At 70.3% G+C, this 26,109-nt stretch carries 20 protein-coding genes; 10 read left to right on the top strand and 10 right to left on the bottom strand.

From position 1 onward, the window contains the following. Positions 1–37: 37 nt before the first annotated feature. Positions 38–1,228: an MFS transporter gene (locus tag ACIBK3_RS18445; RefSeq protein WP_399366770.1), complete on the bottom strand. Its 1,191-nt coding sequence runs from the start codon at positions 1,226–1,228 to the stop codon at positions 38–40. 188 nt (positions 1,229–1,416) lie between these two features. Here ACIBK3_RS18445 and ACIBK3_RS18440 point away from each other — a divergent pair, with 188 nt between their 5' ends. From ACIBK3_RS18440 to ACIBK3_RS18430, 3 genes are all read left to right on the top strand, one after another. Beyond that, positions 1,417–2,112 (top strand): transcriptional regulator, encoded by a 696-nt coding sequence (locus tag ACIBK3_RS18440; protein ID WP_399366768.1) that lies wholly within the window; start codon positions 1,417–1,419, stop codon positions 2,110–2,112. Beyond that, the gene (locus tag ACIBK3_RS18435) at positions 2,109–3,086 is read left to right on the top strand and encodes a threo-3-hydroxy-L-aspartate ammonia-lyase (RefSeq protein ID WP_399366766.1); all 978 of its coding nucleotides are present in this window, start codon (positions 2,109–2,111) and stop codon (positions 3,084–3,086) included. The genes ACIBK3_RS18440 and ACIBK3_RS18435 overlap by 4 nt, the downstream gene beginning before the upstream one ends. Before the next feature lie 274 nt (positions 3,087–3,360). Then, positions 3,361–3,720 (top strand): cupin domain-containing protein, encoded by a 360-nt coding sequence (locus tag ACIBK3_RS18430; protein ID WP_399366764.1) that lies wholly within the window; start codon positions 3,361–3,363, stop codon positions 3,718–3,720. A 76-nt stretch (positions 3,721–3,796) separates the two neighbouring features. On the opposite strand, the gene ACIBK3_RS18425 is transcribed toward ACIBK3_RS18430, so the two are convergent. The 3 genes from ACIBK3_RS18425 to ACIBK3_RS18415 all read right to left on the bottom strand — a co-directional run bounded on the left by ACIBK3_RS18425 (position 3,797) and on the right by ACIBK3_RS18415 (position 7,984). Beyond that, positions 3,797–5,584 carry a hypothetical protein gene (locus ACIBK3_RS18425; RefSeq protein ID WP_399366762.1) on the bottom strand — a complete coding sequence of 596 codons (1,788 nt, stop codon included), beginning with the start codon at positions 5,582–5,584 and terminating at the stop codon, positions 3,797–3,799. A 187-nt stretch (positions 5,585–5,771) separates the two neighbouring features. Continuing rightward, entirely contained in the window at positions 5,772–7,130 is a 1,359-nt protein-coding gene (locus ACIBK3_RS18420; protein ID WP_399366760.1) for a VWA domain-containing protein, read from the bottom strand. After that, entirely contained in the window at positions 7,127–7,984 is an 858-nt protein-coding gene (locus ACIBK3_RS18415) for an AAA family ATPase (RefSeq protein WP_399366865.1), read from the bottom strand. The genes ACIBK3_RS18420 and ACIBK3_RS18415 overlap by 4 nt, the downstream gene beginning before the upstream one ends. A gap of 445 nt (positions 7,985–8,429) precedes the next feature. Here ACIBK3_RS18415 and ACIBK3_RS18410 point away from each other — a divergent pair, with 445 nt between their 5' ends. Beyond that, positions 8,430–11,453, top strand: coding sequence for a family 78 glycoside hydrolase catalytic domain (locus ACIBK3_RS18410; protein WP_399366758.1), 3,024 nt, complete (start codon positions 8,430–8,432; stop codon positions 11,451–11,453). Here the strand turns inward: ACIBK3_RS18410 and ACIBK3_RS18405 are convergent. From ACIBK3_RS18405 to rhaI, 6 genes are all read right to left on the bottom strand, one after another. Then, complete coding sequence (locus tag ACIBK3_RS18405) at positions 11,426–12,094, bottom strand: lactate utilization protein C (protein ID WP_399366757.1); 669 nt, start codon at positions 12,092–12,094, stop codon at positions 11,426–11,428. The two genes, ACIBK3_RS18410 and ACIBK3_RS18405, sit on opposite strands and share 28 nt — an antisense overlap. Continuing rightward, complete coding sequence (locus ACIBK3_RS18400; protein ID WP_399366755.1) at positions 12,091–13,596, bottom strand: LutB/LldF family L-lactate oxidation iron-sulfur protein; 1,506 nt, start codon at positions 13,594–13,596, stop codon at positions 12,091–12,093. Before ACIBK3_RS18400 ends, ACIBK3_RS18405 begins: the two co-directional genes overlap by 4 nt. After that, positions 13,593–14,348, bottom strand: coding sequence for a (Fe-S)-binding protein (locus ACIBK3_RS18395; RefSeq protein WP_399366753.1), 756 nt, complete (start codon positions 14,346–14,348; stop codon positions 13,593–13,595). Before ACIBK3_RS18395 ends, ACIBK3_RS18400 begins: the two co-directional genes overlap by 4 nt. A 69-nt stretch (positions 14,349–14,417) precedes the next feature. Continuing rightward, complete coding sequence (locus ACIBK3_RS18390; RefSeq protein ID WP_399366751.1) at positions 14,418–15,881, bottom strand: rhamnulokinase family protein; 1,464 nt, start codon at positions 15,879–15,881, stop codon at positions 14,418–14,420. Then, on the bottom strand, positions 15,878–17,917 hold the full coding sequence (locus tag ACIBK3_RS18385) for a bifunctional aldolase/short-chain dehydrogenase (protein ID WP_399366749.1): 2,040 nt from the start codon (positions 17,915–17,917) through the stop codon (positions 15,878–15,880). Before ACIBK3_RS18385 ends, ACIBK3_RS18390 begins: the two co-directional genes overlap by 4 nt. A 152-nt stretch (positions 17,918–18,069) precedes the next feature. After that, entirely contained in the window at positions 18,070–19,230 is a 1,161-nt protein-coding gene (gene rhaI / locus ACIBK3_RS18380; RefSeq protein ID WP_399366747.1) for an L-rhamnose isomerase, read from the bottom strand. A 250-nt stretch (positions 19,231–19,480) separates the two neighbouring features. Between rhaI and ACIBK3_RS18375 the strand changes: the two genes are divergently transcribed. The 6 genes from ACIBK3_RS18375 to ACIBK3_RS18350 are packed head-to-tail and all read left to right on the top strand — an operon-like array spanning position 19,481 to position 26,054. After that, entirely contained in the window at positions 19,481–20,998 is a 1,518-nt protein-coding gene (locus tag ACIBK3_RS18375) for a sugar ABC transporter ATP-binding protein (protein WP_399366745.1), read from the top strand. Positions 20,999–21,050: 52 nt separating this feature from the next. After that, complete coding sequence (locus tag ACIBK3_RS18370; RefSeq protein WP_399366743.1) at positions 21,051–22,136, top strand: ABC transporter permease; 1,086 nt, start codon at positions 21,051–21,053, stop codon at positions 22,134–22,136. Continuing rightward, entirely contained in the window at positions 22,129–23,136 is a 1,008-nt protein-coding gene (locus tag ACIBK3_RS18365) for an ABC transporter permease (protein ID WP_399366741.1), read from the top strand. The genes ACIBK3_RS18370 and ACIBK3_RS18365 overlap by 8 nt, the downstream gene beginning before the upstream one ends. A 13-nt stretch (positions 23,137–23,149) precedes the next feature. Next, positions 23,150–24,235: a rhamnose ABC transporter substrate-binding protein gene (gene rhaS / locus ACIBK3_RS18360; RefSeq protein ID WP_399366739.1), complete on the top strand. Its 1,086-nt coding sequence runs from the start codon at positions 23,150–23,152 to the stop codon at positions 24,233–24,235. Between the two features lie 17 nt (positions 24,236–24,252). Next, positions 24,253–24,573 carry an L-rhamnose mutarotase gene (locus tag ACIBK3_RS18355; protein ID WP_358599061.1) on the top strand — a complete coding sequence of 107 codons (321 nt, stop codon included), beginning with the start codon at positions 24,253–24,255 and terminating at the stop codon, positions 24,571–24,573. Positions 24,574–24,629: 56 nt separating this feature from the next. Next, a complete protein-coding gene (locus tag ACIBK3_RS18350) occupies positions 24,630–26,054 on the top strand; it encodes a BNR repeat-containing protein (protein ID WP_399366737.1) in 1,425 nt (474 codons plus the stop codon). Positions 26,055–26,109: the final 55 nt, after the last annotated feature.

Below are 26,109 nucleotides of genomic sequence, written 5' to 3'. Positions count from 1 at the left end.
AGTGGTTTCGATCGGTGGGTGGAGAGGTCCGGACGGTTCAGCGGACCCGCGTGCAGCGGATCAACCAGAGCGTCGCGACCAGGCACAGCGCCGAGATCCCGCACAGCAGCAGCGGGACCGCGCGGATACCGGCCGCCTCGATGGCCTTGCCGAGTGCCGGTCCGGCGGCCACGCCGCCGACCATGGAGGCGGCGATGACGAGGGCACCGGCCCGGCGGGCGCTCGGGGCGGCCCGGTGCAGCCACGGCAGGCCGGTGGGGAAGATCGGCGCGATGAACAGACCGACGCCTGCGTACGCGTACGGCGCGAGGGCCGGGACCGCGGCCAGCAGCAGACAGACCGTCATCCCCGCACAGGACACCGTGATGATGGCCTGCGCCGAGAAGCGCAGTGCTATCGGGGCGACCAGGAACCGGCCGACGGTCATCATGAGCCAGTACACGGAGGTGGCGGTCGCGGCGACCCCGGCGCCGTAGCCGACGGTCTCCAGATGGGTGGGCTCCCAGCCGCCGACGCCCGCCTCGATGCCCACGTGCAGGACGTACAGCGCGACGAACACCGCGAGCACCGAACCGAGGCTGCGGCCGAGGACTCCCGCCCCGCCGGACGCCGGGGAGCCGGCCGGTTGTGGCGCCCGGTCGCGTACGCCCTTCAGGCACAGCAGCAACGGCAGGTTGGCGAGCGCGAAACCGAGGAAGACCGTCGGGTAGTGCTCCGAGCCGACCGCGCCGATCAGCGCCGGGCCGAGGATGGCGCCGACGCCGAAGTGCGCGTTGAGGATGTTCAGCATCGCGGTCGAACGGTGACCGAAGCCGACCGCGAAAAGCTGGTTGAGGCCGTAGTCGATGCCGCCGAAACCGAGCCCGGCGAACAGGGCCGCGGCGAGCGCGGTGGGCCAGTTCGGCGCCAGCGCGAATCCGGCCGAGCCGACCGCCATGAGCAGGTAGGAGGCCCCGAGGATCTGCCGGTTGCCCAGCCGGCCGTAGAGGCGGTCGAACAGCAGCACCCCCGCTACCCCGCCGATGAAGTGGGCGCTCAGCCCCAGCCCGGCGGCTGAGGGCGTCAGCCCGAACTCCTCGCGGAACGCCGGGATGGCCGGCCCGTACAGGGCCTGGAGGGCGCCGATCAGGACGAAGCCCGCACAGGAGGCCACCACGGCGGCGGGACTGAAGATCGCAGGCTTTGGCCGCTCCGTGACGGGCGACACCGGTCTGGTGCTGTCGACCACTGGCTCTTCCCTCGCCACGGGACCCCCTCTCGTTCGCTCCCACATCGATGATGTTACCGGTAACAAAACGGCCCTCGTCAAGATCTCGGACAGGGGTGGATCGCGGCAGAGAAGAGACAGGGATTGGACTTTCCGTCCAGAGGCTGGACGTGTAGTCTAGATGTGCTGATGGGGAGAGAGGTGGTGCGATGTCAGCCGCAGAGGACCGGGAGACCGAGCGGGACGCGATCCTTGCCGCGCTGAAGCCGGTCGTCGACGGGATCGTGGCGACGTTCGGCCCGATGTGCGAGGTGGTCCTCCATGACTACCGGCAGCCGGAGACGTCGGTGGTCGCCGTCGCCGGGGCGGTGACCGGGCGTGCGGTGGGCGGGGCGATGAGCGAGATCGGCATGCGTGTGGTCGCGCGCGGCGACGAGGCGGCCGACGAGCTGAACTACCTCACCCGCACGGACACCGGCCGGATCGTCAAGTCCTCCACGATGGTGCTGCGGGACTCGACGGGCGCGGTGTTCGGCGCCCTCTGCGTCAACCTCGACGTCTCCGCCGTCACCGAGACCCACGCCCTGCTCGGCGCCCTGGCCGGCGCCGGCGGGGCCCCCGCCGAACTGCCGGTCACCACCTTCGGCAATGACATCGGCTCCGTCGTCGACGTGATGCTCGACGGCCAGCAGCTCCACCAGAACCGGCCGTGGGCCGCCCTCGACCGGACGGAGCGCGTGGAGCTGTTCCGCGGCCTCGACGAGCGCGGAGTCTTCGCCGTGCGGCGGGCGGTCGAACAGGTCGCCGCGCGGCTCGGCATCTCCCGCGCCTCCGCGTACAGCTACCTCTCCCAGGCCCGTGCCGGGACCGAGGTCACATCCGACTCCCCTGGAGGACACGCGTGACGACCACCACTCCGCCGGTCACCCTCGACGACATCCGTGACGCGGCCGCCCGGCTCAAGGGCGTCGCGCACCGCACCCCCGTGCTGCGCTCCCGCACCCTCGACGAGCGGGTCGGCGCCGAGGTCTTCCTCAAGTGCGAGAACTTCCAGCGGGTGGGCGCCTTCAAGTTCCGCGGCGCCTACAACGCGGCCTCCCGGCTCACCCCGGAGCAGCTGGCCCGGGGCATCGCGGCCTACTCCTCCGGCAACCACGCCCAGGCGGTCGCCCTGGCCGCCCGCGAACTCGGGACCACCGCCGTCATCGTCATGCCGGAGGACGCCCCGGCCTCGAAGCGGGCGGCCACCGCCGGTTACGGCGCCGAGATCGTGACGTACGACCGCTACACCGGCGACCGCGTGGCCATCGGCGAAGCGCTGGCCGCGGAGCGGAATCTCGCCCTCATCCCACCGTACGAACACCCCCACGTGATGGCGGGGCAGGGTACTGCGGCGCTCGAACTCCTCGAAGAGACAGAAGAGTTGGATGCGCTGATGACGCCGGTCGGCGGCGGCGGGCTGATCGCCGGGAGCGCCACCGCGGCCAAGGGCCTGAACTCCGGTATCCGGGTGATCGGCGTGGAGCCGGAGGCCGGGGACGACACCAGGCGGTCGCTGGAGGCGGGCCGGCGGGTCACGATCCCGGTGCCCCGCACCATCGCCGACGGTCAGGCCGCGGAGACCCCAGGAGAGCTCACCTTCGCCGTCAACCAGCGGCTCGTCGACGAGATCGCCCTGGTGTCCGACGACGAGATCCGGGAGGCGATGCGGTTCGCCTTCGAACGCCTGAAGATCGTCGTCGAGCCCAGCGGCGCGACCCCGCTCGCCGCGCTGCTCGCCGGCCGGGCAGGGGCGCTCCCGCGCCGGATCGGCGTGATCGTCTCGGGCGGGAACATCGACACGGGACGATTCGCCCGGCTGTGCGCGACGGGGGGCTGACGGCGGGGACCTGATGACGAGGGAGCTGACGAAGGGGTCCGATCGCGAGGGTCTGACGACGGCGGCCTGACGACCGGGGTCCGACGACGGGGGCTGACGACCGGGTGCCTGACGGCGAGGCTGTGACGACGGGTGTCGTCACCCGAATGGCGATCCCGGGTGGACGGGCGGACGATGGGGTGGTGGGGAACGGCCCCCGCCGGTTCCGCTCGTGGTGGGCGGGAGACGGAGACCGGCCCCGGCCGTGGGACAACGGCGGGAAGGGAGAGCCGTCATGCTGGAGATCAAGACTCTCGAAAAGGCGGACGAGCGCCGTGACTTCCAGAGGGGCCACCTGGAAGCCGTCCACCTCAGCGGACTCGACTTCGCCGTGGCGACCTTCGAGCCGGGCTGGCGCTGGTCGGAGTCCGTGGCGCCGATAGCGGGCACGGAGAGCTGCCAGGTCCACCACAACGGCTACGTCGCCCAGGGACGCATGCGCATCCGCATGGACGACGGCGCCGAGGGCGAGCTCGGCGCCGGCGACGTCTTCGTGTGCTCGCCCGGACACGACGCCTGGGTCGTCGGCGACGAACAGTGTGTGGTGTACGACTTCGCTGGAGGCATGGCGACGGGCTACGCGAAGGCCGACTGAATCCCGACCGAACGCCAACCGGATGGCTCCGCACGGGCCGCCTCGCTGTCACTGAGACCAAGGACCAGGGGCGGTGCTACGAGACGAAGGAGAACCGCACGACCCCGCCGGCAGGCACATCGAAGACTGACAGGCCGTCAAGGGTGGCTGTGCCTTGTACGGTCGTGTCGCCCACGCAATCGCTGATGGAGAACTGTGCGGTGCGGGCCCGGGCGGAGCGGACTGCGACTTCACTCTCGTGCGCGTTGACCACAATCCAGTGGTCGGCCGATGGCGGGACGTCGGAGAAGGCGGGTGCGTACTGGGCGGTGATGGTGACGCTGTCCCGGCTCGCCTCGATGGTGGAGTAGTCGCCGGTGATCCCGGTCACGCGCAGCGTGCCGTGGAGGAGCACGTCCTTGTGTTCCGTCCACAGACGCATCCAGGAACCCAGCGCGGCCAACTGCTCAGTGGTCTGCCGGGCGAGTGCCACGGAGACCTGGGGCACGCCGAACAAGCTGCTGTGCAGGTGCTGCGCGACGCGTTCCGGGCTGTCCGCGCCGCCCCACATGATGGGGTCACTGTGGATGGCGATCCCGTTCGTCGTCAGCCGCAGGTCCACGATGCCCACGCGGTTGTTGACGGGGCTCAGCGGGCAGTCCGATACGCGCAGCATCGTGGCGCGTTCCACGGTCTCGGCGGAGACGGACGGCTCCCGGAACTCGAATGCCGGGGCTGGCGCGTATGGCGTCAGAGCGTCGCGTATTTCGTCCAGGAGACTCAGTGCTGCTGCGGGGACGGATGCGTCCACCGCGTCGTCGGGAGGTGCCGCGGCGGTGTCATGGGCGTACCGCTCCAGGAAGTCGACCTTCAGCCCGGCGGCCCCGGTGGTGCGGATGAGCTCCGTCAGCCGGTCGACCAGATGGCTGCGGGCGCGTTGTGACCGGGGGTCGAGCACGGCCGCCTCCATGTCCGGCTCCTCGTACAGAACGGGAAGGCCGGTGGTGTAGGCCTGTGACCGGTGTCCGAGGAAGGGTGTGCCGATCCACCAGAGGGTACGCATTCCCATCTCGGCGACGGAGCGGACGAGCTCGGCCGGATCTTCGATTTTGGCCGGGTGGGGTGTCCAGTCTCCGCACGTGCCGTATCCGCGGTCGCAGTCCTCGTTCTGCCAGCCGTCGTCAATGATCAGGGTGCCGAAGCCCATGTCTGCCGCTGTTCGGGCTTCTTGGAGAAGGCGTTCTGAGTCGAGGTCCTGATGGAAGGCGTACCACGTACACAGCACCGGGGCGTACTCGGAGGCGGGGACTGCGGCCCGGGTCAGGCCGAGGGCGCGGCCGACGGTGGCGACGGTGGTCTCGAAGGGGTCGGTTGTCGGGTTGAGGACGATCTCCAGCGAACCGTCGGCCAGGTCGGCTTCGAAGGTGAGCAGCAACTCGGCCGTCTCTTCGACGATTCCGGCCCGCATGTGCAGGTGTCCGTTGCCTGAGCGGGCTCCGAAGGTGATCAGGGGGCGGTCGTTCCGGCCCAACAGACAGCCGAGCGCTGAGCCGGTGAACGGTGTCGCGGGGAGGCCGTGCGCCCATGAGGGGGGCAGGGCGGACTGGCCGCGGGAACTGCCGGGCAGCCACAGGGCCACGGCGTCGGGCGCGGGCACCAGGAGGACTGCCGTCGTCGGGCCGCTGCCCTGCAGACGGATCCGGAGGGTGGAGTCTTCGTCCTCGACCATGCAGTCGGCTGACACCACGGCTGTTTCGTCGGTGGTGACTGTATGGGCGCGAAGGCCCTGCGGAACGCCCTCGGGCAGAGGCAGGCGTCGGGTGGTCCGGTGCCGGGGGACGCCAGGAATCCAGGGCGTGTCCTCGGCGGGGAGTGTGCTGGTCATGTGGATCCTGTCGAGATGTAGATCGCCGGAGCCAGGAAGTTGTTCCAGGACGCCATGAACTGCAGGACGGCCAAGGTCGCCCCCGAGCTGATCGTGCGCTCGTCCACGGCGCCTGCACCAACCACGAACCAGTGACGCGTTCGTGAAATATCTTGCACGAAAGAGAGCAGTCCGGTTACCCCCTCGGTCAGATCGGCAGCAGGCGTCCGACCAGGGCGCCCAGCTGCCGGGCGGTGCGGCACTCGTGCATCTCCACCAGCTCGGCGTAGGCGGGCGCCGCGGAGTCGCCGGTACCCCACTGCGAGCCCGCCTCCGGGTTCAACCAGTAGACGCGGCGCGCCCGTTCGGCGATCTGCCGGACAGCGGCCAGGTTGGGGTCGCTCTGGTTGGTGCGGGCGTCCCCGAGGACGAAGACGGTCGTCCTGGGACCGACCGCGTCGCCGTACCGCTCCGCGAACTCGCCCAGCGCGACCCCGTAGTCGCTGCTGCCGTGCCAGCCCGTGAGCGTGGCCTGAGCGCGGATCCGGGCGCCGAGGCCCTCCGGGTCGGCCGCGCCGCGCTCCAGCAGCCCGGTCACCTCGTCGACGCGGTTGACGAAGGCGAACACCCGTACCTTGCTGAACTGGTCGTGAAGCGCCTGCACGAGCAGCATCGTGAAGTCGGAGAACCCGGACACCGACCCCGACACATCGCACAGCAGCACCAGTTCGGGACGGGCCGGACGGCGGCGGCGCAGCACGGGCCGCATCGGCACCCCGCCCGTCGACAGCGACCCGCGCAGGGTGCGCCGCAGATCGATCGTGCCCCGGGAGGCCCGGCGCCGACGGGCCGCCAGCCGGGTGGCCAGTTTGCGGGCCAGCGGCTGCACCGTCCTGCGCAGCTCGGTGAGTCGGTCCTTCCCGGCGAACAGGAAGTCCACCCGGTCGGCGGTCGGGGCCACCGCCCGCCGGGCGATCTCGTCCCGCCCGCGCCGCTCGGCCACTCGGCGCCGGGCTTCCGCGGCCACCATCCGGCGGAACGCCTCGATGCGCCGGCGGATCTCGTCCTCCAGCAGCCGGTCGGCGAACCCCGAGCCGCCGTGCCGCGCACGGATGTCGTCGCGGACCCGCGCGAGCAGGGTCTGCGGGCGCAGCCGGTCCAGCGTCTGGTGCGACGACCAGCCGTCCGACGCCGGCGAGGAACCGTAGCCGCCGAACCCGTCGACCGCCTCGGCCGCCAACCGCCCCAGCAACGCCTGATCGTTCGCGGCCAGCGCGGCGGCGAGCCGCTCGCGCAGGTCGTCCCGGTCCGCCGACCCGGTGTCGGGGCCGCCGACACCTCGCGGAAAGTACAGGTCGAAGACCGGATCGAACACCGGCCGCTGGGCCGTACCGTGCAGCAGCGTCGCCGCCAGTCCCTCCCGCAGCAGCTCGCGGTCGGCCAGTCCCAGCGCCGCCACCGCCCGTGCCGCGTCCACCGTCTCACCCGTGCCGACCCGGACGCCGTGCGCGCGCAGCGCCCCGACCAGTGAGGTCAGCCGTTCCGCGACACCGGCCGGCGCGGTCACAGGGCGCCCGGATCGAGCTTCGCGGTGGCCTTGAGGATGTCGTCCTGGTGCTTCAGCAGCACGCCCAGAGTGTCCCGTACGACGGTCTCGTCCAGGGTGTCGGCGCCGAGCGCGAGGAGGGTGCCCGCCCAGTCGATGGTCTCGGCGACCGACGGCACCTTCCGCAGGTCCATCGCCCGCAGCGCGCCGACGACCCGGACGACCGACTCCGCCAGCGCCTCGTCCAGACCGGGCACCTTCAGTCGTACGATCCGGCGCTCCAGCTCCTCGTCGGGGAACCCGATGTGCAGGAACAGGCAGCGGCGGCGCAGCGCCTCGGACAGTTCGCGGCTCGCGTTCGAGGTGAGGACCACGAAGGGGCGGCGGGTCGCGGTGACCGTGCCCAGCTCGGGCACGGTGACCTGGAAGTCGCTGAGCACCTCCAGGAGCAGACCCTCCACCTCGACGTCCGCCTTGTCGGTCTCGTCGATCAGCAGCACCTTCGGCTCGTCGCCGCGGATCGCGGTCAGCAGCGGCCGGGGGAGCAGGAACTCCTCGCTGAAGATGTCGGTGCGGGTCTCGTCCCAGGTCTCGTCGCGGCCCGCGCTGATGCGCAGCAGCTGCTTGGCGTGGTTCCACTCGTACAGGGCCCGGGACTCGTCCACGCCCTCGTAGCACTGCAGCCGTACGAGTCGTGCCTGAGCGACCTGCGCGACCGCCTTGGCCAGCTCTGTCTTGCCGACCCCGGCGGGTCCCTCGACGAGAAGCGGCTTGCCGAGGCGGTCGGCGAGGAAGACGGTGGTGGCGACGGCGGGGGAGGGGAGATAGCCGGTCTCGGCGAGCCGCCTGGAGACGTCGTCGACGGATGTGAACAGCAACGGGGCCTCCAGCTCGGCGGCGCTACCTGGACAGGTCCCTATCCAAGCGCTTGTTCACCGTATCTGTCACGGGGCCTTCGCGGACCATCCCCTTGTGCGGAGAGGGCGGCAGTGGCAACGGCCGCCCTCTCTCCGCCTCTCCGCCCCACTCACGCCGCCACCGCGACCGCACTCACGGCCGGCGTGCGCAGTACCCGGGTGTAGCAGGATCGTGGGCAGCGTTTCCTCCAGGATCCGCCCACGGGGCGACAGCCGGCCGAGACCGGCCGTGGCCGGTGACGTCCGCCTTCCGTTTTTAAAAGGTTTCAATCGCCTCGTCGTTCGACATGGCACGCTCTGTTGGAAGTGTCACCAACTCTCGCCGAGAGGGGCGTAGACAGGTGCCGCAGCCGCCACTAACTTGCTGAATCGATACAACTCCGACGGTCGAAGGGACAACGGCGTGAATGACGGAGCGAACGACTGGGCGGCCCCGGGCCCCGGCCGGACCTCCGTGGCCGGGCTGACCGTGGAGCACCGCACGAACCCGCTCGGCGTGGACGCGGCACGGCCCCGGTTCGGCTGGCGGACGGTCTCCGCGGCCCGGGGCCGCCGGCAGACGGCGTATCGGATCCTCGTGGCCACCTCGCCCGACCGCCTGACCGGCGCCCGCGCGGACGTCTGGGACAGCGGCCGCGTCGCCTCCCCGGACTCGGTCGCGGTGCGCTACGCAGGGCCCGCGCTGCGCCCCTCCACCCGCTACCACTGGACGGTGACGGCGTGGGACGAGCACGACCGCGCCGTCCCCGCCGCCTCGACCGCCCACTTCGAGACCGGACTGCTCAGCACCGACGGCACCACCGGCTGGGATGGCGCCCGCTGGATCACCATGGCGGGCAAGGAGCCCAAGAGCGCCGGAGCCCCGCTGCTGCGCCACGAGACAGCCCTGAAGCACGGGCTGGTCCTTCAGGCACGGCTGTACGTCTCGGCCCTCGGCGTGTACGACGCCTACGTCAACGGCCACCGTGTCGCCGTACCGCACGGCGACGGCACCACCCTGGAACTGCTCGCCCCGGGCTGGACCAACTACGAAAGCACCGTCAACTACCTGACCTACGACGTCACGGACCTCTTGGCGGGCCCAAGGCGCCTCACCCTCGCCGCGGTGCTGGGCAACGGCTGGTACAACGGCCGCATCTCCGAGAACAGCGCCTACTACTCCGCGACCGGCAACCGCCTGGCCCTCAAGGCCAAGCTCCTGATCCGGTACGCGGACGGATCCCGGCAGACGGTCGTCACCACTCCCGGGGGGACCTGGAGAGCCACCGACACCGGCCCCTACCGCGCCGACGACATCTACGACGGGCAGACCTACGACGCCCGGAGGGAGCTTGCGGGCTGGACGGAGAACGGCTTCGACGACTCCGCCTGGGCGGGCGTCGAGGAACACGACCACACGACGAGGTTCCCGGACGCGAAGCTGGTCGCCTACCCCGCCGACAGCGCCCGCCTGGTACCCGAGTGGGACCGCGAGCCGCACTCCGTCACCGTCTGCAAGGGCGTGACGGGCCAGGACGGCAGCGCAGGCGGCAAGGGCCGTATCGTCGTCGACGCCGCCCGCACGGTCACCGATCCTGCCGAGGCGGCCACCGCGAGCGTCACCCTGCACCCCGGCGACACCGCCGTGATCGACCTCGGCCAGAACATGGTCGGCGTGCCCCGCTACAGCCTGCGCGGCCCGGCCGGCGCCGAAGTCACCTTCCGGCCCGGCGAGATGCTCAACGACGACAGCGCGGGCGCCGACGGCCCCGTCGGCTCGGTCTACCGGGCCAACCTGCGCACCGCCGAGGCCACCAGCACATACATCCTCAGGGGCGACCCCGACGGCGAGACCCACCAGGACTCCCTGACCTTCTACGGCTTCCGCTACCTCTCCGTCACCGCGACCGACACCGTCACCCTCACCGAGATCACCGGCAAGGTCGCCACCTCCGCGCTCCGCGACATCGGTACCGTCACCACCGACGCCCCCCGGATCAACCAGCTGATCAGCAACGTCCGTTGGGGTCAGCGCGGCAACTACCTGTGGGTGCCCACCGACTGCCCGCAGCGCGACGAACGCCTCGGCTGGACCGGCGACACCCAGCTCTTCTCCCTCACCGGCCTCTACAACGCCGACGCGGTCGCCTTCCTCAGCCACTTCCAGGACACCCTGATCGACTCGCAGCGCGTCTACGGCGCGGACGGCGCCCAGTTCCCCTGGATCGCCCCCGGAGCCCGCTACAACGAGCCGGTCCCGGCGAGCGGTTGGGCCGACTGCGGGGTGGTGGTGCCGTGGACGGTGTGGCAGATGTCCGGTGACACCACGATCATCGACCGCAGCTGGGCGGCGATGACGACGTACCTGGACTGGATCCGCGCCCGCACCGGCGACACCTACGCCGGCCAGGGAGCGGTTTTCGGCGACTGGCTCGCCTTTCAGGTGACCAGCACCCAGCTCATCAGCGACGTCTCCTACGGCTACAGCGCCCGGCTCATGGCCGACATGGCCCGCGCCACCGGCCGCACCGCCGAGAGCCGCGCCTACGACGAGCTCTTCGCCCGGATCAAGAGCGCGTTCGTCGCCAAGTACCTCAGCACTGAAGGCGGCACGCTCACGGTGCGCTCCAGCCTCGGCGACCCGCCCCCGTGGACCCCAGGGGACACCGCGGGCAAGCCCGAGGACAACAGCCAGACCGCGCTGCTGTGGGCCCTCAAACTGGGCCTGTACGACACCGGGGACCAGCGCCGCCAACTGGTCGCCCTGCTCGCCGACAACGTCGGCAACGACGTGGCGTACAAGGCCGCCCACCCCGACAGCACCCGGGTGAAGTACGCGGAGAACACCCTCTCCGTCGGCTTCCTCGGCGTGAACGTCATCGCCCCCGTCCTCACCGACGAGGGCCGCGCCGACCTCGCGTACGCACTGCTGCACCAGAACGCCATGCCGTCCTGGCTGTACTCCGTGGACAACGGCGCCACCACCGTCTGGGAGCGCTGGAACTCGTACGCGAAGGAGGACGGCTTCGGCCCGGTCGACATGAACTCCTTCAACCACTACTCCTACGGCGCGATCATGGAGTGGATGTACGAGAGCATGGCCGGCATCGCGAAGGACCCGCACCACCCCGGCTTCCGCCATTTCTTCCTGCGCCCGCATCCCGACCCGACCGGCCGGATCGGGCACGTGGCCGCGTCGCACCTGTCGCCGTACGGAGAGATCGTCAGCGAGTGGACGGCGACGGACGGGAGGCTGGCCTACCGGGCCGTGGTCCCCGCCAACAGCACGGCGACCCTGCGCCTGCCCACCGCCGACCCGGACACGGTCCGCGAGGACGGCTCACCCCTGGCCCATGCCGAGGGCGTCGAGTACCTGGGCTTCGCGGACGGCACCGCCTCCTACCGCCTCCCGTCCGGCCGCTACGAGGTGACCTCCGTACTCGCCTGACCGTCCACCAGCACCACCTCCAGGGTGCGCGGACCGTGCACCCCCTCGACCCGGTCCAGCTCGATGTCGCTGGTGGCCGAAGGCCCGGAGATCCAGGTCAACGGGCGCGCCGGGGAGAGGCGTTCGAGAGCCTGCGGGACGGAGGAGACGACCTGGTCCGGGACCCGTACGACACAGATGTGATGGTCCGGGACGAGCGTGATGCGGCGGCGGCCCTGGTCGGGGCCGCCGTCGAGCACGATGGTCCCCGTCTCGGCGACGGCGACCGCGCACGCGGTGACGACGCTGTCGACCTGGTCGAGCTCGTGCGCACTGCTCTCGGCGCGGTCCGGCACCTGCTCGGCGTCGGCCGCCGCGAGCCATCCGGGATCGAGGCCCCGCGGCACGAGCACCGTCTTCGAGCCCCGCGCGGCCAGCATCCCGGCGATCGTCGCCGCGAGGTCGGCGGGGGTGCAGCGGTGCACGATCGCCCGGTAGTCCGCCAGGTTCTCGGCGAGCAGATCGACCGTCTGCTCGACACTCCGGTCACCGTGCTCGCGTAGATAGTCGCGGGAAAACGCCTGCTCGTACGGAGTGTCGTCGTGAGGCACGGCTGCCAGCGCACGCCGCACCCGGCCCAGGATCCGCTCCCTGCTGCTCACTTCGCGGTCCCCTTGTCGCCGTTGTCGCCGTTGTCGCCGTGCCGGCCCTGCGTGCGCTGCCACCAGTCGCGGAACGGCTCCGCCGGCACCGGCGGCAGATCCCGCGTGTCGCTCCACGCGCCGCCCGGGCCGGGCAGCGTGCGCGGATGGAAGCGGCGGGTGCGCGAGGCGAGCCGCTGACCGGTGCGCAGGGCGCCGGGACGCCCGAACGCCCAGCGTGCCGCACGCATCGCCGCCCGCTCGGCGGCATGACCCTTCGCGGGCTTGAGTACCACCTTGTTGCCCTCCCGCGTCACCGGGCCGCCCTCGACGACCCGTTCCCGCAGGTGCACCAGCACCTCCGGGATGTCGATGGCGACCGGACACACCTCGTAGCAGGCCCCGCACAGGGAGGAGGCGTACGGCAGGGAGGCGTCGATCTCGCTGGCCGTGCCCCGCAGTTGGGGGCTGAGGATGGCGCCGATCGGACCCGGGTAGACCGAGCCGTACGCATGCCCGCCGGCCCGCTCGTACACCGGGCAGACGTTGAGACACGCCGAGCAGCGGATGCAGCGCAGGGCCTGCCGGCCGACCTCGTCGGCGAGGGTGTCGGTGCGGCCGTTGTCGAGCAGGACCAGGTGGAAGGTCTTCGGACCGTCCTCCTCGGTCGTACCGGTCCACATCGACGTGTACGGGTTCATGCGCTCGGCCGTCGATGAGCGGGGGAGGGTCTGGAGGAACACCTCCAGGTCCCGCCAGGTCGGCACGATCTTCTCGATGCCGACGACCGAGATCAGCGTCTCGGGCAGGGTCACGCACATCCGCCCGTTGCCCTCGGACTCCACGACCACCAGCGTGCCGGTCTCGGCGACCACGAAGTTGGCGCCGGAGATGCCGACCTTGGCGCGCAGGAACTTCTCCCGCAGGTGCAGGCGCGCGGCCTCGGCGAGTTCGGCGGGCGTGTCGGTCAAACCCTCGGGTGCCGGACGCCCCCACTCGCTCATCTCGCGCGTGAAGATGTCCCGGATCTCGCCGCGGTTGCGGTGGATCGCGGGGACGAGGATGTGCGAGGGCCGGTCCTTGCCCAACTGCACGATCAGCTCGGCGAGATCGGTCTCGTAGGCACGGATGCCCTCGGCCTCCAGGGCCTCGTTGAGCCCGATCTCCTGCGTGGCCATCGACTTGACCTTGACGACCTCCGACTCGCCCGTCTCCTTGACCAGGCCGGCCACGATCCGGTTGGCCTCGTCGGCGTCGGCGGCCCAGTGGACGATTCCGCCCGCCGCCGTGACCGACTCCTCCACCTGCTCCAGATACCGGTCGAGATGAAGGAGTGTGTGGTCCTTGATCCGCTTCCCGGCCTCGCGCAGCTCGGCCCAGTCGGAGACCTCCGCGACGGCCTTCGCCCGCTTGGCACGGATGGTGTGCGTGGCGTGGCGCAGATTGCCGCGCAGGGTCGGATTGTTGACCGCCTCGTGCGCGGCCTGAGGAAAGGCCGGCATCCCCACGAATGTTCCGCTCATGCCGCTGTTTCCTCCTGAGTGCTCGCCAGGATCTCCGCGATGTGCACCGGCCGCATGCCTGTCTTCAGCCGGGTCATCGTTCCCCCGATGTGCATCAGACAGGAGTTGTCGGCCGCGCACAGCACCTCCGCGCCGGTCGACTCGGCGTTGCGTACCTTGTCCGCGCCCATCGCCGCCGAGACATCGGCGTTCTTCAGCGCGAACGTGCCGCCGAAACCGCAGCACTCGTCGGCGCCCGGCAGTTCCACCAACTCCAGCCCCTTCACCGCCTGGAGCAGCCGCCGGGGCCGGTCGCCCAGCCCCAGAGAGCGCAGCCCGTGGCAGGTCGGGTGGTAGGTCACCGTGTGCGGGTAGTACGCCCCGACGTCCGTCACCCCCAGCACGTCCACCAGGAACTCCGTCAGCTCGTACGTCTTCGGCACCACCGGCGCCAGGGTAGCGGCGAGCGAGTCCCCGCGGCCCTCGGCCCGGGCCCGCTGACCCATCCGCGGATACAGCTCCCGCACCATCGCCCCGCACGACCCGGACGGCGTCACGATCGCCTCGTACTCCCCGAAGACATCGGAGAAATGCCGGGCCAGGGGTTCCGCCTCATGCCGGTAGCCGGTGTTGTAGTGGGCCTGCCCGCAGCAGGTCTGGGCCATCGGGAAGTCGACGTCTACGCCCAACCTGGTCAGCAGCTTCACCACCGCGCGCCCGGTGTCCGGATAGAGCGTGTCGTTGACACAGGTCAGGAACAGGGCGACACGCATCGCGGCTCCTCATGGTCGATCATCGGATGAGTCAGCGTATCCCCGGGTCCGCCGCCCGGGGAGTCCCCCTCACCCCACGGTGAGCCGGGCCTGGGCCTCGCGCCAGCGGGCCGGGTCGCCCTGCGGCTCGTACCGGGTCAGCGGCTGGGTCCGCACGAGCAGCTCGCGCGTCCCCGCCAGGTCGCCCACCAGCCCGTGGGCCCGGGCCTGCACCAGGACGTTGCCCAGGGCCGCCGCCTCCGTCGGGCCCGCGACGACCGGCAGCCCGCAGGCGTCGGCGGTCAGCTGGCACAGCAGGGCGTTGCGGGTGCCCCCGCCGACGATGTGCACGACGTCGACCGGGTGGTCGGCCAGCCGCTGCGCGTCCTGAACGGCCCGGCGGTGGGCAAGGGCGAGGGAGTCCAGGATGCAGCGCGTGATCTCGGCGGGCGAGGCGGGCACCGGCTGCCCGGAGGCACGGCACGCCTCGGCGATCCGCTCCGGCATCCGGCCCGGCGCCAGGAACGCGGCGTCCCCCGCGTCCACCACCGACCGCAGGGCCGACACCTTGGCCGCGTCGAGGAGCAGCTCGCCCAACTCGGGCTCCCCCCAGTCCCGTGCGCACTCCTGGAGCAGCCACAGGCCCATGATGTTGCGCAGATACCGGACGGTGCCGTCGAGCCCCAACTCGTTGGTGAAGTTGGCCAGCCGGCTCTCCTCCGTCAGCACCGGCGCGTCCAGCTCCAGCCCGGCCAGGGACCAGGTGCCGGTGCAGATGTACGCGAACCGCTCACCGGCCGCCGGGACGGCCGCCACGGCGGAGGCGGTGTCGTGCGACCCGACCGCCGTCACCGGCACCGGCCCGGCCAGCCCGGTCTCCTCCAGCACGTCCGGCCGCAGCACGCCCGCCGGATCGCCGGGCTGCCGCAGCGGCGCGAACAGGTCCAGGTCGACACCGAGCCGGGACGCGATGTCGTACGACCACTCGCGCGTGAGGGGATCGATCAGCTGGGTCGTCGACGCGTTGGTCAGCTCGGTGCCCTGCTCGCCCGTGAGCCAGTAGGAGAGCAGGTCGGGAACGAGCAACAGTCGCTTGGCGTGGGCCAGTTGGTCGGAGGAGCGGGCCGCGATCAGCTGGTACAGGGTGTTGAAGGGCGCGTACTGCAACCCGGTCGCCGCGTACAGTTCGGGCGCCGGCACCGTCGCCCACACCTTCTCCGCGACGCCCTCGGTCCGCGCGTCCCGGTAGTGCACCGGGTTGCCGAGCAGCGCCCCGTCGGCGTCGAGCAGGCCGTGGTCCACGGCCCAGCTGTCGATGCCGACCGAGTCGAGCCGTCCACCGCAGTGGGCACCGGCCGCCCGCAGCCCGTCGAGGACACCCCGGTACAGCCCGAGGATGTCCCACCGCAGCCCCTCCGGCACCCTGACCGGCCGGTTGGGGAAGCGGTGCGCCTCGGTCAGCTCCAGGCTGTCGGGGCCGACGCGGCCGACCATGACCCGTCCGCTGGACGCGCCGAGGTCGACCGCGGCGTACGACTTCACGGCCCCGCTCATCGCAGGAAGGCGGCCGCGACGCCGGCGTCGACCGGGACGTGCAGCCCCGTGGTGTGCGTCAGCTCCCCGCCGGTGAGCGCGAAGACCGCGTTGGCCACGTGCTCGGGCAGCACCTCCCGCTTGAGGATGGTCCGCTGGGCGTAGAACTCGCCCAGCTTCTCCTCCGGCACCCCGTACACGGCCGCCCGCTTCGCGCCCCAGCCGCCCGCGAAGATCCCGGAGCCGCGCACGACCCCGTCCGGGTTGACCCCGTTGACACGGATCCCGTGCTCGCCCAGCTCGGCGGCGAGCAGCCGCACCTGATGGGCCTGGTCGGCCTTGGTCGCGGAGTAGGCGATGTTGTTGGGTCCGGCGAACACGGCGTTCTTGGAAGCGATGTAGACGATGTCGCCGCCCAGCTCCTGCGCGATCATCACCCGGGCCGCCTCCCGCGAGACCAGGAAGGAGCCGCGGGCCATGATGTCGTGCTGGAGGTCCCAGTCCTTCGCCGACGTCTCGAGGAGCGGCTTGGAGATGGAGATTCCGGCGTTGTTGACCACCAGGTCCACCCCGCCGAAGGCGAGCGCCGCCGCCTTGAAGGCTTCGGCGATCTGCTCCTCGGACGTGACGTCGACGGTCACGGCGACGGCCTTGTCGGCGCCGCCCAACTCCTCCGCGACGGCCTGCGCGTTCCCCGCGTTGAGGTCGGCGATCACCACGCACGCGCCCTCGGCGACCAGCCGCTCGGCGATCGCCTTCCCGATCCCGCTGCCGGCGCCGGTCACCAGCGCAACCCGGGTCGCCAGCGGCTTCGGCTTCGGCATCCGCTGGAGCTTGGCCTCCTCCAGCGCCCAGTACTCGATGCGGAACTTCTCCGACTCCTCGATCGGCGCGTACGTCGACACCGCCTCGGCCCCGCGCATCACGTTGATCGCGTTGACGTAGAACTCGCCGGCCACCCGGGCCGTCTGCTTGTCCTTGCCGAAGGAGAACATGCCCACGCCCGGAACCAGCACGATCGCCGGGTCGGCGCCGCGCATCGCGGGGGAGTCGGGCTCGGCGTGCCGCTGGTAGTAGGCGGCGTACTCCTCACGGTACTCGGCGTGCAGCTCCTTCAGCCGCGCGATCGCCTCGTCGAGGGGAGCCGTCGGCGGCAGGTCGAGGACCAGCGGCCGGACCTTGGTGCGCAGGAAGTGGTCCGGGCAGGAGGTGCCGAGCGCGGCGAGCCGCGGATGCTCGGCGGATGCCAGGAAGTCGAGGACGACGTCGGAGTCGGTGAAGTGCCCGACCTGCGGCCTGTCCTGGGAGGCGACGGCCCGGACGTACGGTGCCAGGGCCGCCGCCCGCTCCCGCCGCTCCTCCTCGGGCAGCGCCTCGTACCCCTCGATCACCGGCCCGAACGGCTCCGGCCTGCCCCGCTCGGCGAGGAACGTCTCCGCGGTCCGGATGATGTGCAGCGAGTTGCGCTCGCACTCCTCGGACGTGTCACCCCACGCGGTGATCCCGTGCCCGCCGAGCACGCACCCGATCGCCTGCGGGTTGGCCTCCTTGACCGCCGCGATGTCCAGCCCGAGCTGGAACCCGGGCCGCCGCCACGGCACCCACACCACCGTGTCGCCGAAACACTCGGCCGTCAGCTTCTCCCCGTCGGACGCGCAGGCCAGCGCGATCCCGGAGTCCGGGTGCAGGTGGTCCACGTGCGCGGCCTCGACGAGCCCGTGCATCGCGGTGTCGATGGAGGGAGCGGCCCCGCCCTTGCCGTGCAGGCAGTAGTCGAACGCGGCGACCATCTCGTCCTCGCGCTCCACCCCCGGATACACGTCGACAAGCGCCCGCATCCGGTCCAGCCGCAACACGGCCAGCCCGCTCTCCGTCAGTGTCCCGAGGTCCCCACCGGACCCCTTGACCCACATCAGGTCCACATCACCACCGGTGACGGGGTCGGTGGCGGTGCCCTTCGCGGACGCGTTGCCGCCGGCGTAGTTGGTGTTACGGGGATCGGAACCGAGCCGATGGGAACGAGCGAGGAGGGCGGCGGCTTCGGGATGGGGTGCCATGTCTGTTCAGTCCTTCTTGACGAGGGTGTAGGTGAGCGCACCTTCAGGGGCGCGGGTCTGTATAGATATGCGGCTCCGCCGCGTGGCCGCGATCAGCCACACTCGGCCCGCAGCCTGCGACCGGGTTTACCCGGCAGACGCGAAACAGCCGCTCACGCCCCCCAACCAGCCTGCTGACCACCCACCCGCTCTGCCACGATCTTCTCGGCCCACCCGGACCGCCGGTACGCGGCCGTCGGGTCGGGGTCGAGCCCCATTTCCTCGCGGAGCGAACGAAGCAGCGGCCGCACATCCGTGTTGTACGCGTCCATGATCACCGCGTTCGCCTCCAGCACGTCCCCCGACCGCTGCGCCGCATCCAGCGCCTCCCGGTCCACGAGCAGCGCCTTCGCCGTGGCCTCCTGGACGTTCATCACGGACCGGATGATCGCGGGGATCTTCGCCTCGATGTTGTGGCACTGGTCGAGCATGAACGCGACGGAAGGCGTGAGCCCGCCCCCGCGGATCACCTCGTACATGATCCGGAACAGCTGGAAGGGATCGGCCGCGCCGACCATCAGGTCGTCGTCCGCGTAGAAGCGCGAGTTGAAGTCGAACCCGCCGAGCTTCCCCTCGCGCAGCAGCGTGGCGACGATGAACTCGATGTTGGTGCCGGGGGCGTGGTGCCCGGTGTCGACCACGACCTGTGCCTTCTCGCCGAGCTTGAGGCAGTGGGCGTACGCCGTGCCCCAGTCCGGCACGTCCGTCGAGTAGAAGGCGGGCTCGAAGAACTTGTACTCCAGCAGCATCCGCTGGTTCTCGCCGAGCCGCCGGTACACCTCGGCCAGACCCTCGGCGAGCCGGTCCTGGCGTTCGCGGATGTCGTCCTGCCCGGGATAGTTCGTTCCGTCGGCGAACCACAGCTTCAGGTCGCGCGAGCCGGTGGCGTCCATGATGTCCACGCACTCCAGCAGGTGATCCAGCGCCTTGCGCCGCACCGCGGGGTCCGCGTGACAGATGCTGCCCAGCTTGTAGGCGTCGTCCTGGAACGTGTTCGAATTGATCGCGCCCAGCTTCACGCCGTGTTCCTCGGCGTACTTCGCCAGCGCCGCGTAGTCCTCGACCCGGTCCCAGGGAATGTGCAGCGCGACCGTCGGCGCCACGCCCGTGAACTCGTGCACCTTCGCCGCGTCCGCGAGCTTCTCCCACGGGTCGCGGGGGACACCCGCTTGCGCGAACACCTTGAAGCGCGTCCCCGAGTTCCCGTACGCCCACGACGGCGTCTCGACTGCCTGGGACTTGAGAGCGGCCTTCACCGCAGCCAACTCGGTCACTTGGGGGCTCCTCTGCCAGCCGTTCTGTATGAATCGATTCAAACCGCGAAGCTATGGGTCCCCAGCAGGGGTGTCAAGGGTTGCGGCACACCTCGTTCACCGTGCCCTGACCGTGACCTTGGGCTATCGAAACTTTTTCGACACTGACCCATTGACGTGACATGTCTGGCGCGCCTAACGTCCCGGCAACCAAGTTGAAACCTTTCACGACGCTGTGACGGCCTCCGCCGGCGTCGTCGAGGAGCCCCTCATGACCTACCCGTCCGACGCGGGTCCGACCCCGGTGCTGTCGCTCAAGGACGTCTCCAAGTCCTTCGGAGCGGTGCGCGCACTGAGGGACGTGTCCCTGGAACTGTTCCCCGGTGAGGTGCACGCGCTCGCCGGTGAGAACGGCGCGGGCAAGTCGACCCTCATCAAGACGCTCGCCGGGGTGCACCGACCGGACGCCGGCCGGGTGCTGCTCGACGGCGAGCCCGTCCTCTTCCACGGCCCCGGCGACGCCCGCGACGCGGGTATCGCCGTCATCTACCAGGAACCCACCCTCTTCCCCGACCTGTCGATCGCCGAGAACATCTTCATGGGCCGCCAGCCGCGGCGCGCGCTCGGCCGGATCGACCACAAGGCCACGCACTCCGCGACCCTGGCCCTGATGCGGCGGCTCGGTGTCGAACTCGACCCCGACCGTCCCGCGCGCGGCCTGTCCATCGCCGATCAGCAGATCGTCGAGATCGCCAAGGCCCTCTCCTTCGAGGCCCGCGTCCTGATCATGGACGAGCCGACCGCCGCCCTGACCGGCAGCGAGGTGGCCCGTCTCTTCGGTGTCGTGCGCACCCTGCGCGAGCAGGGCGCCGCCGTGCTGTTCATCAGCCACCGGCTGGAGGAGATCTTCCAGATCTGCCAGCGGGTGACGACTCTGCGCGACGGCGCCTGGATCGCCAGCGAGCCGATCGTCGGCATGACGGAGGACGATCTCGTCCGCCGGATGGTCGGCCGCGACCTCGACGAGCTCTACCCGAAGCAGGAGGTCCGCCCGGGCGAGGTCGCCCTGAGCGTGCGCCGGCTGACCCGCGAGGGCGTCTTCACCGACGTGTCCTTCGAGGTGCGGCACGGCGAGATCGTCGGCCTGGCCGGTCTGGTCGGCGCGGGCCGTACGGAGGTGGCCCGGGCCGTCTTCGGCATCGACCGCTGGGACGCCGGGGAGGTCGAGGTGCAGGGGCGCAAGCTCACCAACGGCGCCCCGTCCACCGCGATGGCCTCCGGGCTCGCCCTCGTGCCCGAGGACCGGCGCGCGCAGGGCCTGGTGATGGACATGTCCATCGAGCGCAACATCGGCCTGACCGGTCTTCGTACGACCGTGAAGGCCGGCCTCGTCGACCGCGGCGCCGAACGCAGCCGCTCCCTCGACTGGGCCGTCAAGCTCCAGGTCAAGTACGCCCGGATCGCCGACACCGTCAACACGCTGTCCGGGGGCAACCAGCAGAAGGTCGTCCTGGCCAAGTGGCTCGCCACCGGCCCCAGGGTGCTGATCGTCGACGAGCCCACGCGCGGCATCGACGTCGGCACCAAGGCCGAGGTGCACCGGTTGCTCAGCGAGCTGGCCGCCGACGGGGTCGCCGTACTGATGATCTCCTCCGACCTGCCCGAGATCCTCGGCATGGCCGACCGCGTGCTGGTGATGCACGAGGGACGCCTGACCGCCGAGATTCCGCGCTCCGAAGCCACCGAGGAATCCGTGATGGCCGCTGCCACCGGGAGGGCCGCAGCATGACAGCCACGAAGAGGGCTGCCCTCTTGTCCCCGCCCACCGGGAGGGCTGCCGCATGACGGTGCTCACCCCGAACGAGACGCCCGTCGCCGAGGTGCCCAGGTCCAGTGGCACCCGGCTGGTGGACCGCGTCTTCAAGATGCGCGAACTGGCCATCCTGGTCGTCTTCCTGGTGATGATCGCCGTCACCCAGGCCGGCAACAGCGAGTTCCTGTCCGAGCAGGGCATCAAGGACCTGCTGCTGAACGCGACCATCCTGGTGCTCGTCGCCACCGGCCAGTCACTGGTCGTCATCACCCGCAACGTCGACCTGTCCGTCGGCTCCACCCTCGGCATCAGCGCCTTCGCCGCCGGTGACTACCTCCAGGGCGGCGGCAACCCGGTCGTCGCCGTGGTCCTGGCGGTCCTGCTCGGCATCGGCTTCGGCCTGCTGAACGGCCTCCTGGTCAGCCTCGGGCAGGTGCCCGCCCTCGTCGTCACCCTCGGCACGCTCTACATCATCCGCGGCATCGACTCCATCTGGGTGGGCTCCCGGCAGATCACGGCGGCCGACCTGCCGGGCGGCTTCGTGGACTTCGGCTCCGGCGGCCTGTCCGCGGTGCCGTGGCTGGCGATGATCGCCCTGGTGGTGCTGGTGGCGACCGCGTACTACCTCAAGCACTTCGGCAGCGGCCGCGAGCTGTACGCCCTCGGCTCCAACCCGGAGGCCGCCCGGCTCGCCGGCATCCCGGTCCGCAAGCGGATCCTCGCCGCGTACACCTTCTGCGGTGCCCTCGCCGGACTCGCCGGGGCGATGTACCTGGCCCGGTTCGGCAACGTCGACTCCGGCACCGGCAACGGCTACGAACTCACCGTCGTCAGCGCCGTCGTGGTCGGCGGTGTGGTCTTCACCGGCGGCTCCGGCAGCGTCTACGGCGCCGCCCTCGGCGCGCTGTTGCTGACCTCCATCAACAGCGTGCTGCCCGCCCTCGGCGTCAGCTCGGTGTGGGTGCTCGCCATCAACGGCGTCCTGCTCATCCTCGCCATCGCGGTCGACCGGGTCGTCGCGCTCCGGGTGGCCACCGCCCTGAAGAAGAAGGCCGCCGCGGCCAGGACCACCACCGCGAAGGCACCGAAGAAGGGAGACGCCGGCCATGCCTGAGTCGCTCACCCGTGCCGTCCGCTGGGATACCGTCGTCGGCGCCCTCCTGATCGTTCTGCTCCTGCTGTCCTTCTCCACGGTGGACGGTTTCGGAAACGCCCTCAACCTGTCGTTCCTGATCGGCAACACGCTGCCCATCGCACTGATCGCCCTGCCGATGACCCTCCTGGTGGTCTCCGGCGAGATCGACCTGTCGGTGGCCTCCACGGCCGGTCTGTCCGGCTCGGTGATGGGGGCCCTGTGGAACCAGGGCATGACGATCGAGACGATCATCCCGATCTGCCTGCTGCTCGGCGTGGCCTGCGGACTGGTCAACGGCCTGCTGGTGACCCGCCTCGGGCTGCCGTCCCTGGCCGTCACCATCGGCACCCTCGCCGCCTACCGGGGCATCGCGCAGATCATCCTCGGCTCCGACGCGGTGACGGACTTCCCCACCCAGTACCTGGACTTCGCGGCCGGACGCATCGGGGACACCTTCGTCCCGCAGGCGTTCCTGCCCTTCGTGGTGCTGCTCGCGATCGCCGTGGTCGCCCTGCACGCCACCCCGTTCGGGCGGTCGCTGTTCGCGATCGGCGCCAACGAGGAGGCCGCCCGGTTCGCCGGCATCCGGGTCAAGCGGCAGAAACTCATCCTGTTCACGGTGACCGGCCTGATGGCCTCCCTCACCGGCATCTTCTGGGCGCTGCACTACGCCAGCGCCCGCTACGACAACGCCACCGGCCTCGAACTGTCCGTCGTGGCGGCCGTGTTGCTCGGCGGTATCGACTTCGACGGAGGCAAGGGCACGCTCGGCGGCGCCATCGCGGGAGTCTTCCTGCTCGGCGCGCTGCAGAACGTGATGAGCCTCCAGGACGTCTCCGCCCAGTCGCAGATCGTCGTCACCGGCGTTCTGCTGGTCCTCTCCGTGCTCGGCCCCCGGGTCGCACGGCAGATCTCCGTAGCGAGGGCGGGCCACAGAGCCGCCTCGACTCCGACATCGTCCCTCAGCTCACCCTCGTAAAGGACTCATCGCCATGCGCAAGTCGACCCTCCGCCGCACCTGTGCGGCCCTGGCCGCCGTCACCTCCCTCGCCCTGGCCGCCACCGCCTGCGGCGGCACCACCAAGGAGGACGTGAAGAGCGAGAGCACCGGCTCCGCCACCTCGGCCGGCAAGGCCGACCCGGGCGCGGCCCTCAAGAAGGGCCTGACCATCGGCTTCCTGCCCAAGCAGGTCAACAACCCGTACTTCACCACCTCCGACAAGGGCGGCGAGGCCGCCGTCAAGGAGCTCGGCTCCAGCTACAAGGAGGTCGGCCCGACCAGCGCCACCGACACCGCGGGCCAGGTGTCGTACGTCAACACCCTGACCCAGCAGCAGGTCAACGCGATGGCCGTGTCCGCGCAGGACCCCGGCGCCCTGTGCACCGCCCTCAAGCAGGCCATGAAGAACGACATCAAGGTCGTCACCTACGACTCCGACACCAACCCCGACTGCCGCAACGCCTTCGTCTCCCAGGCCAGCGCCGAGGACCTGGGCCGGACCGAGGTGCAGCTGCTCGCGAAGCAGATCGGCTACAAGGGCCAGATCGCGATCCTGTCCGCCGCGCAGACCGCGACGAACCAGAACACCTGGATCGACTTCATGAAGGACGAGCTCAAGGACCCGAAGTACAAGGACGTCAAGCTCGTCAAGGTCGCCTACGGCAATGACGACGCCCAGCAGTCGTTCCAGCAGACCCAGGGCCTGCTCCAGCAGTACCCGAACCTGAAGGGGATCATCTCCCCGACCACGGTCGGCATCAAGGCCGCCGCCCAGTACCTGTCCGGCTCCAAGTACAAGGGCAAGGTCAAGCTGACCGGTCTCGGCACGCCCAACGACATGCGCAAGTACGTCAAGAACGGCACGGTCGAGGGCTTCGAGCTGTGGGACCCGGCGAAGCTCGGCGCGCTGGCCGCCCGTACCGCCGTCGCGCTGGTCTCGGGGCAGATCACCGGCAAGGAGGGCGAGACCTTCAAGGCCGGCGACATGGGCGAGTACACCATCGGCAAGGACGGCGTGATCAGCCTCGGCAAGCCGACCGTGTTCGACGCGAAGAACATCGACCAGTTCAACTTCTAGTTCGGGAGCGGTACTTCATGCAGCGCGTCTGTTTCCTCCTCAAGGTCCGTGAGGACCGGCTCGCCGAGTACCGCGAACGCCATGCCGCCGTGTGGCCGGAGATGCTCGAGGCACTCTCCGCCACCGGCTGGCACAACTACTCGCTCTTCCTGCGGGATGACGGACTGCTCGTCGGCTACCTGGAGACCGAGGACTTCGCCGCGGCCCAGGCCGGTATGGAAGCCACCGAGGTCAACGCCCGCTGGCAGGCGGAGATGGCGCCGTTCTTCGAGTCCCTGGACGGCGCCAGACCCGACGAGGCCATGAAACCCCTCACCGAAGTGTTCCACCTCGCCTGATCCCCGCTCGTCCCCCTCTCCTCCTCTTCCTTCGCACGACAATGGAGTCCCCCGAGATGAAGAGACGTACACTGCTGGGCGCCGCCATCGCCGGAGCCGTCATGACCCCCGTCTTCACCTCCGGCACAGCCCGTGCCGCCGACCCCGGCCCCTCCGTCACCAAGAAGAGCACGACCCAACTCGACGGTCAGGCCATCTTCTTCGTCTCCTACGACGGGCTGGTCAACAACAACTCGTTCCAGAAGAACGGCCTGCTGACCTACAAGGGCTACCAGTACGCGACCTGGTACACCTCCACCGGCAACGCCGTGGTCGGCCGCCGTGTTCTCGGCGGGAGCAGCTGGTCGACCGTCACGTTGTCACACGTCCTCAAGGCCAGCGACTCGCACAACGTCATCTCCATGGGCGTCTCCAAGGTCGACGGCCGTCTGCACCTCAACATGGACTCGCACAGCAACGGCTACTTCTACGTGAAGTCCGTCGCCGGGCTGATGGACAATCCAGCCACCACCAGCTGGACCGCCTCGGTCTTCGGCTCCGTCCAGACGTCCATGGACGGTCTCGCCCTCACCTCGCAGTTCACCTACCCCCAGTTCATCTCCACCCCCGAGGGCAAGCTGCAGCTCAGCTACCGCGTCGGGATCTCCGGGAACGGCCGCAACGCCCTTGCCGAGTACGACGGTTCGACCTGGACGGCACTGGGGGAGTGGTCCAGCTCCACGGGCACGTACACCAGCTCGCACGGTTCCTCGACCGCCCGCAACATGTACCTGCACGGCATCGACTACGACGTCAACGGCCGCCTGCACTCCTTCTTCACCTGGCGCGAGCAGAACGCCGCCGTGATGTGCAACAGCGGCGGCATCACCAACCACGACACCGGTTACGTCTACTCGACCGACCGCGGCCGCACCTGGCGCAACGACGCGGGCACCGTCGTAGGGACGACCGGCAGCTCCGACACCGTGGCCGTCACCGACAGCGGCCTGGTCGTCGACTCCCTCAACCCCGACCACTCGCTGATGAACCAGGAGAGCCAGTCCACCGACTCCTCCGGCCTCCCGCACGCGATCATCAGCTACGTCCCCGGCCGTTTCGGCCAGTGCACCACCAACTACGTGGGCGACCGCACCGCCAACGGCCGCGCCTTCCACGTCCGCAAGAACTCCTCCGGCACCTGGACCAAGACGGAGATCCCGGTCGCGCTCAACTCCAGTCAGCGCACCAAGCTGGTCCTGGACAAGTACGACAACGCGTACGCGGTCTTCCCCTACGGGCGTATCGCCGGCGCCTCGAAGTCCTCCGGGTACACCGACTGGACGCTGCTGTACGACGGCAGCGACCTGAACGCCTTCGGCGAGGTCGTCATCGACGAGCTGCGGATCAAGGCCGACAACGTCCTGTCGTTCATGTACCAGGAGAAGTCCAGCGGCACCACGCCCTCGGCGCTCCACGTCGTCGACTTCGCACTGCCCGCGTGACCGGGTCCGTCTTGCGACGTCAGGACGGTACTGTGAAGGCTTTCCTGTCGTCCCT

This window comes from Streptomyces sp. NPDC050287, assembly GCF_044459385.1.
Taxonomy (GTDB): Bacteria; Actinomycetota; Actinomycetes; order Streptomycetales; family Streptomycetaceae; genus Streptomyces.
Note: the sequence above shows the minus strand (reverse complement) of the source record. Positions and strands in the feature narration are given on the sequence as shown.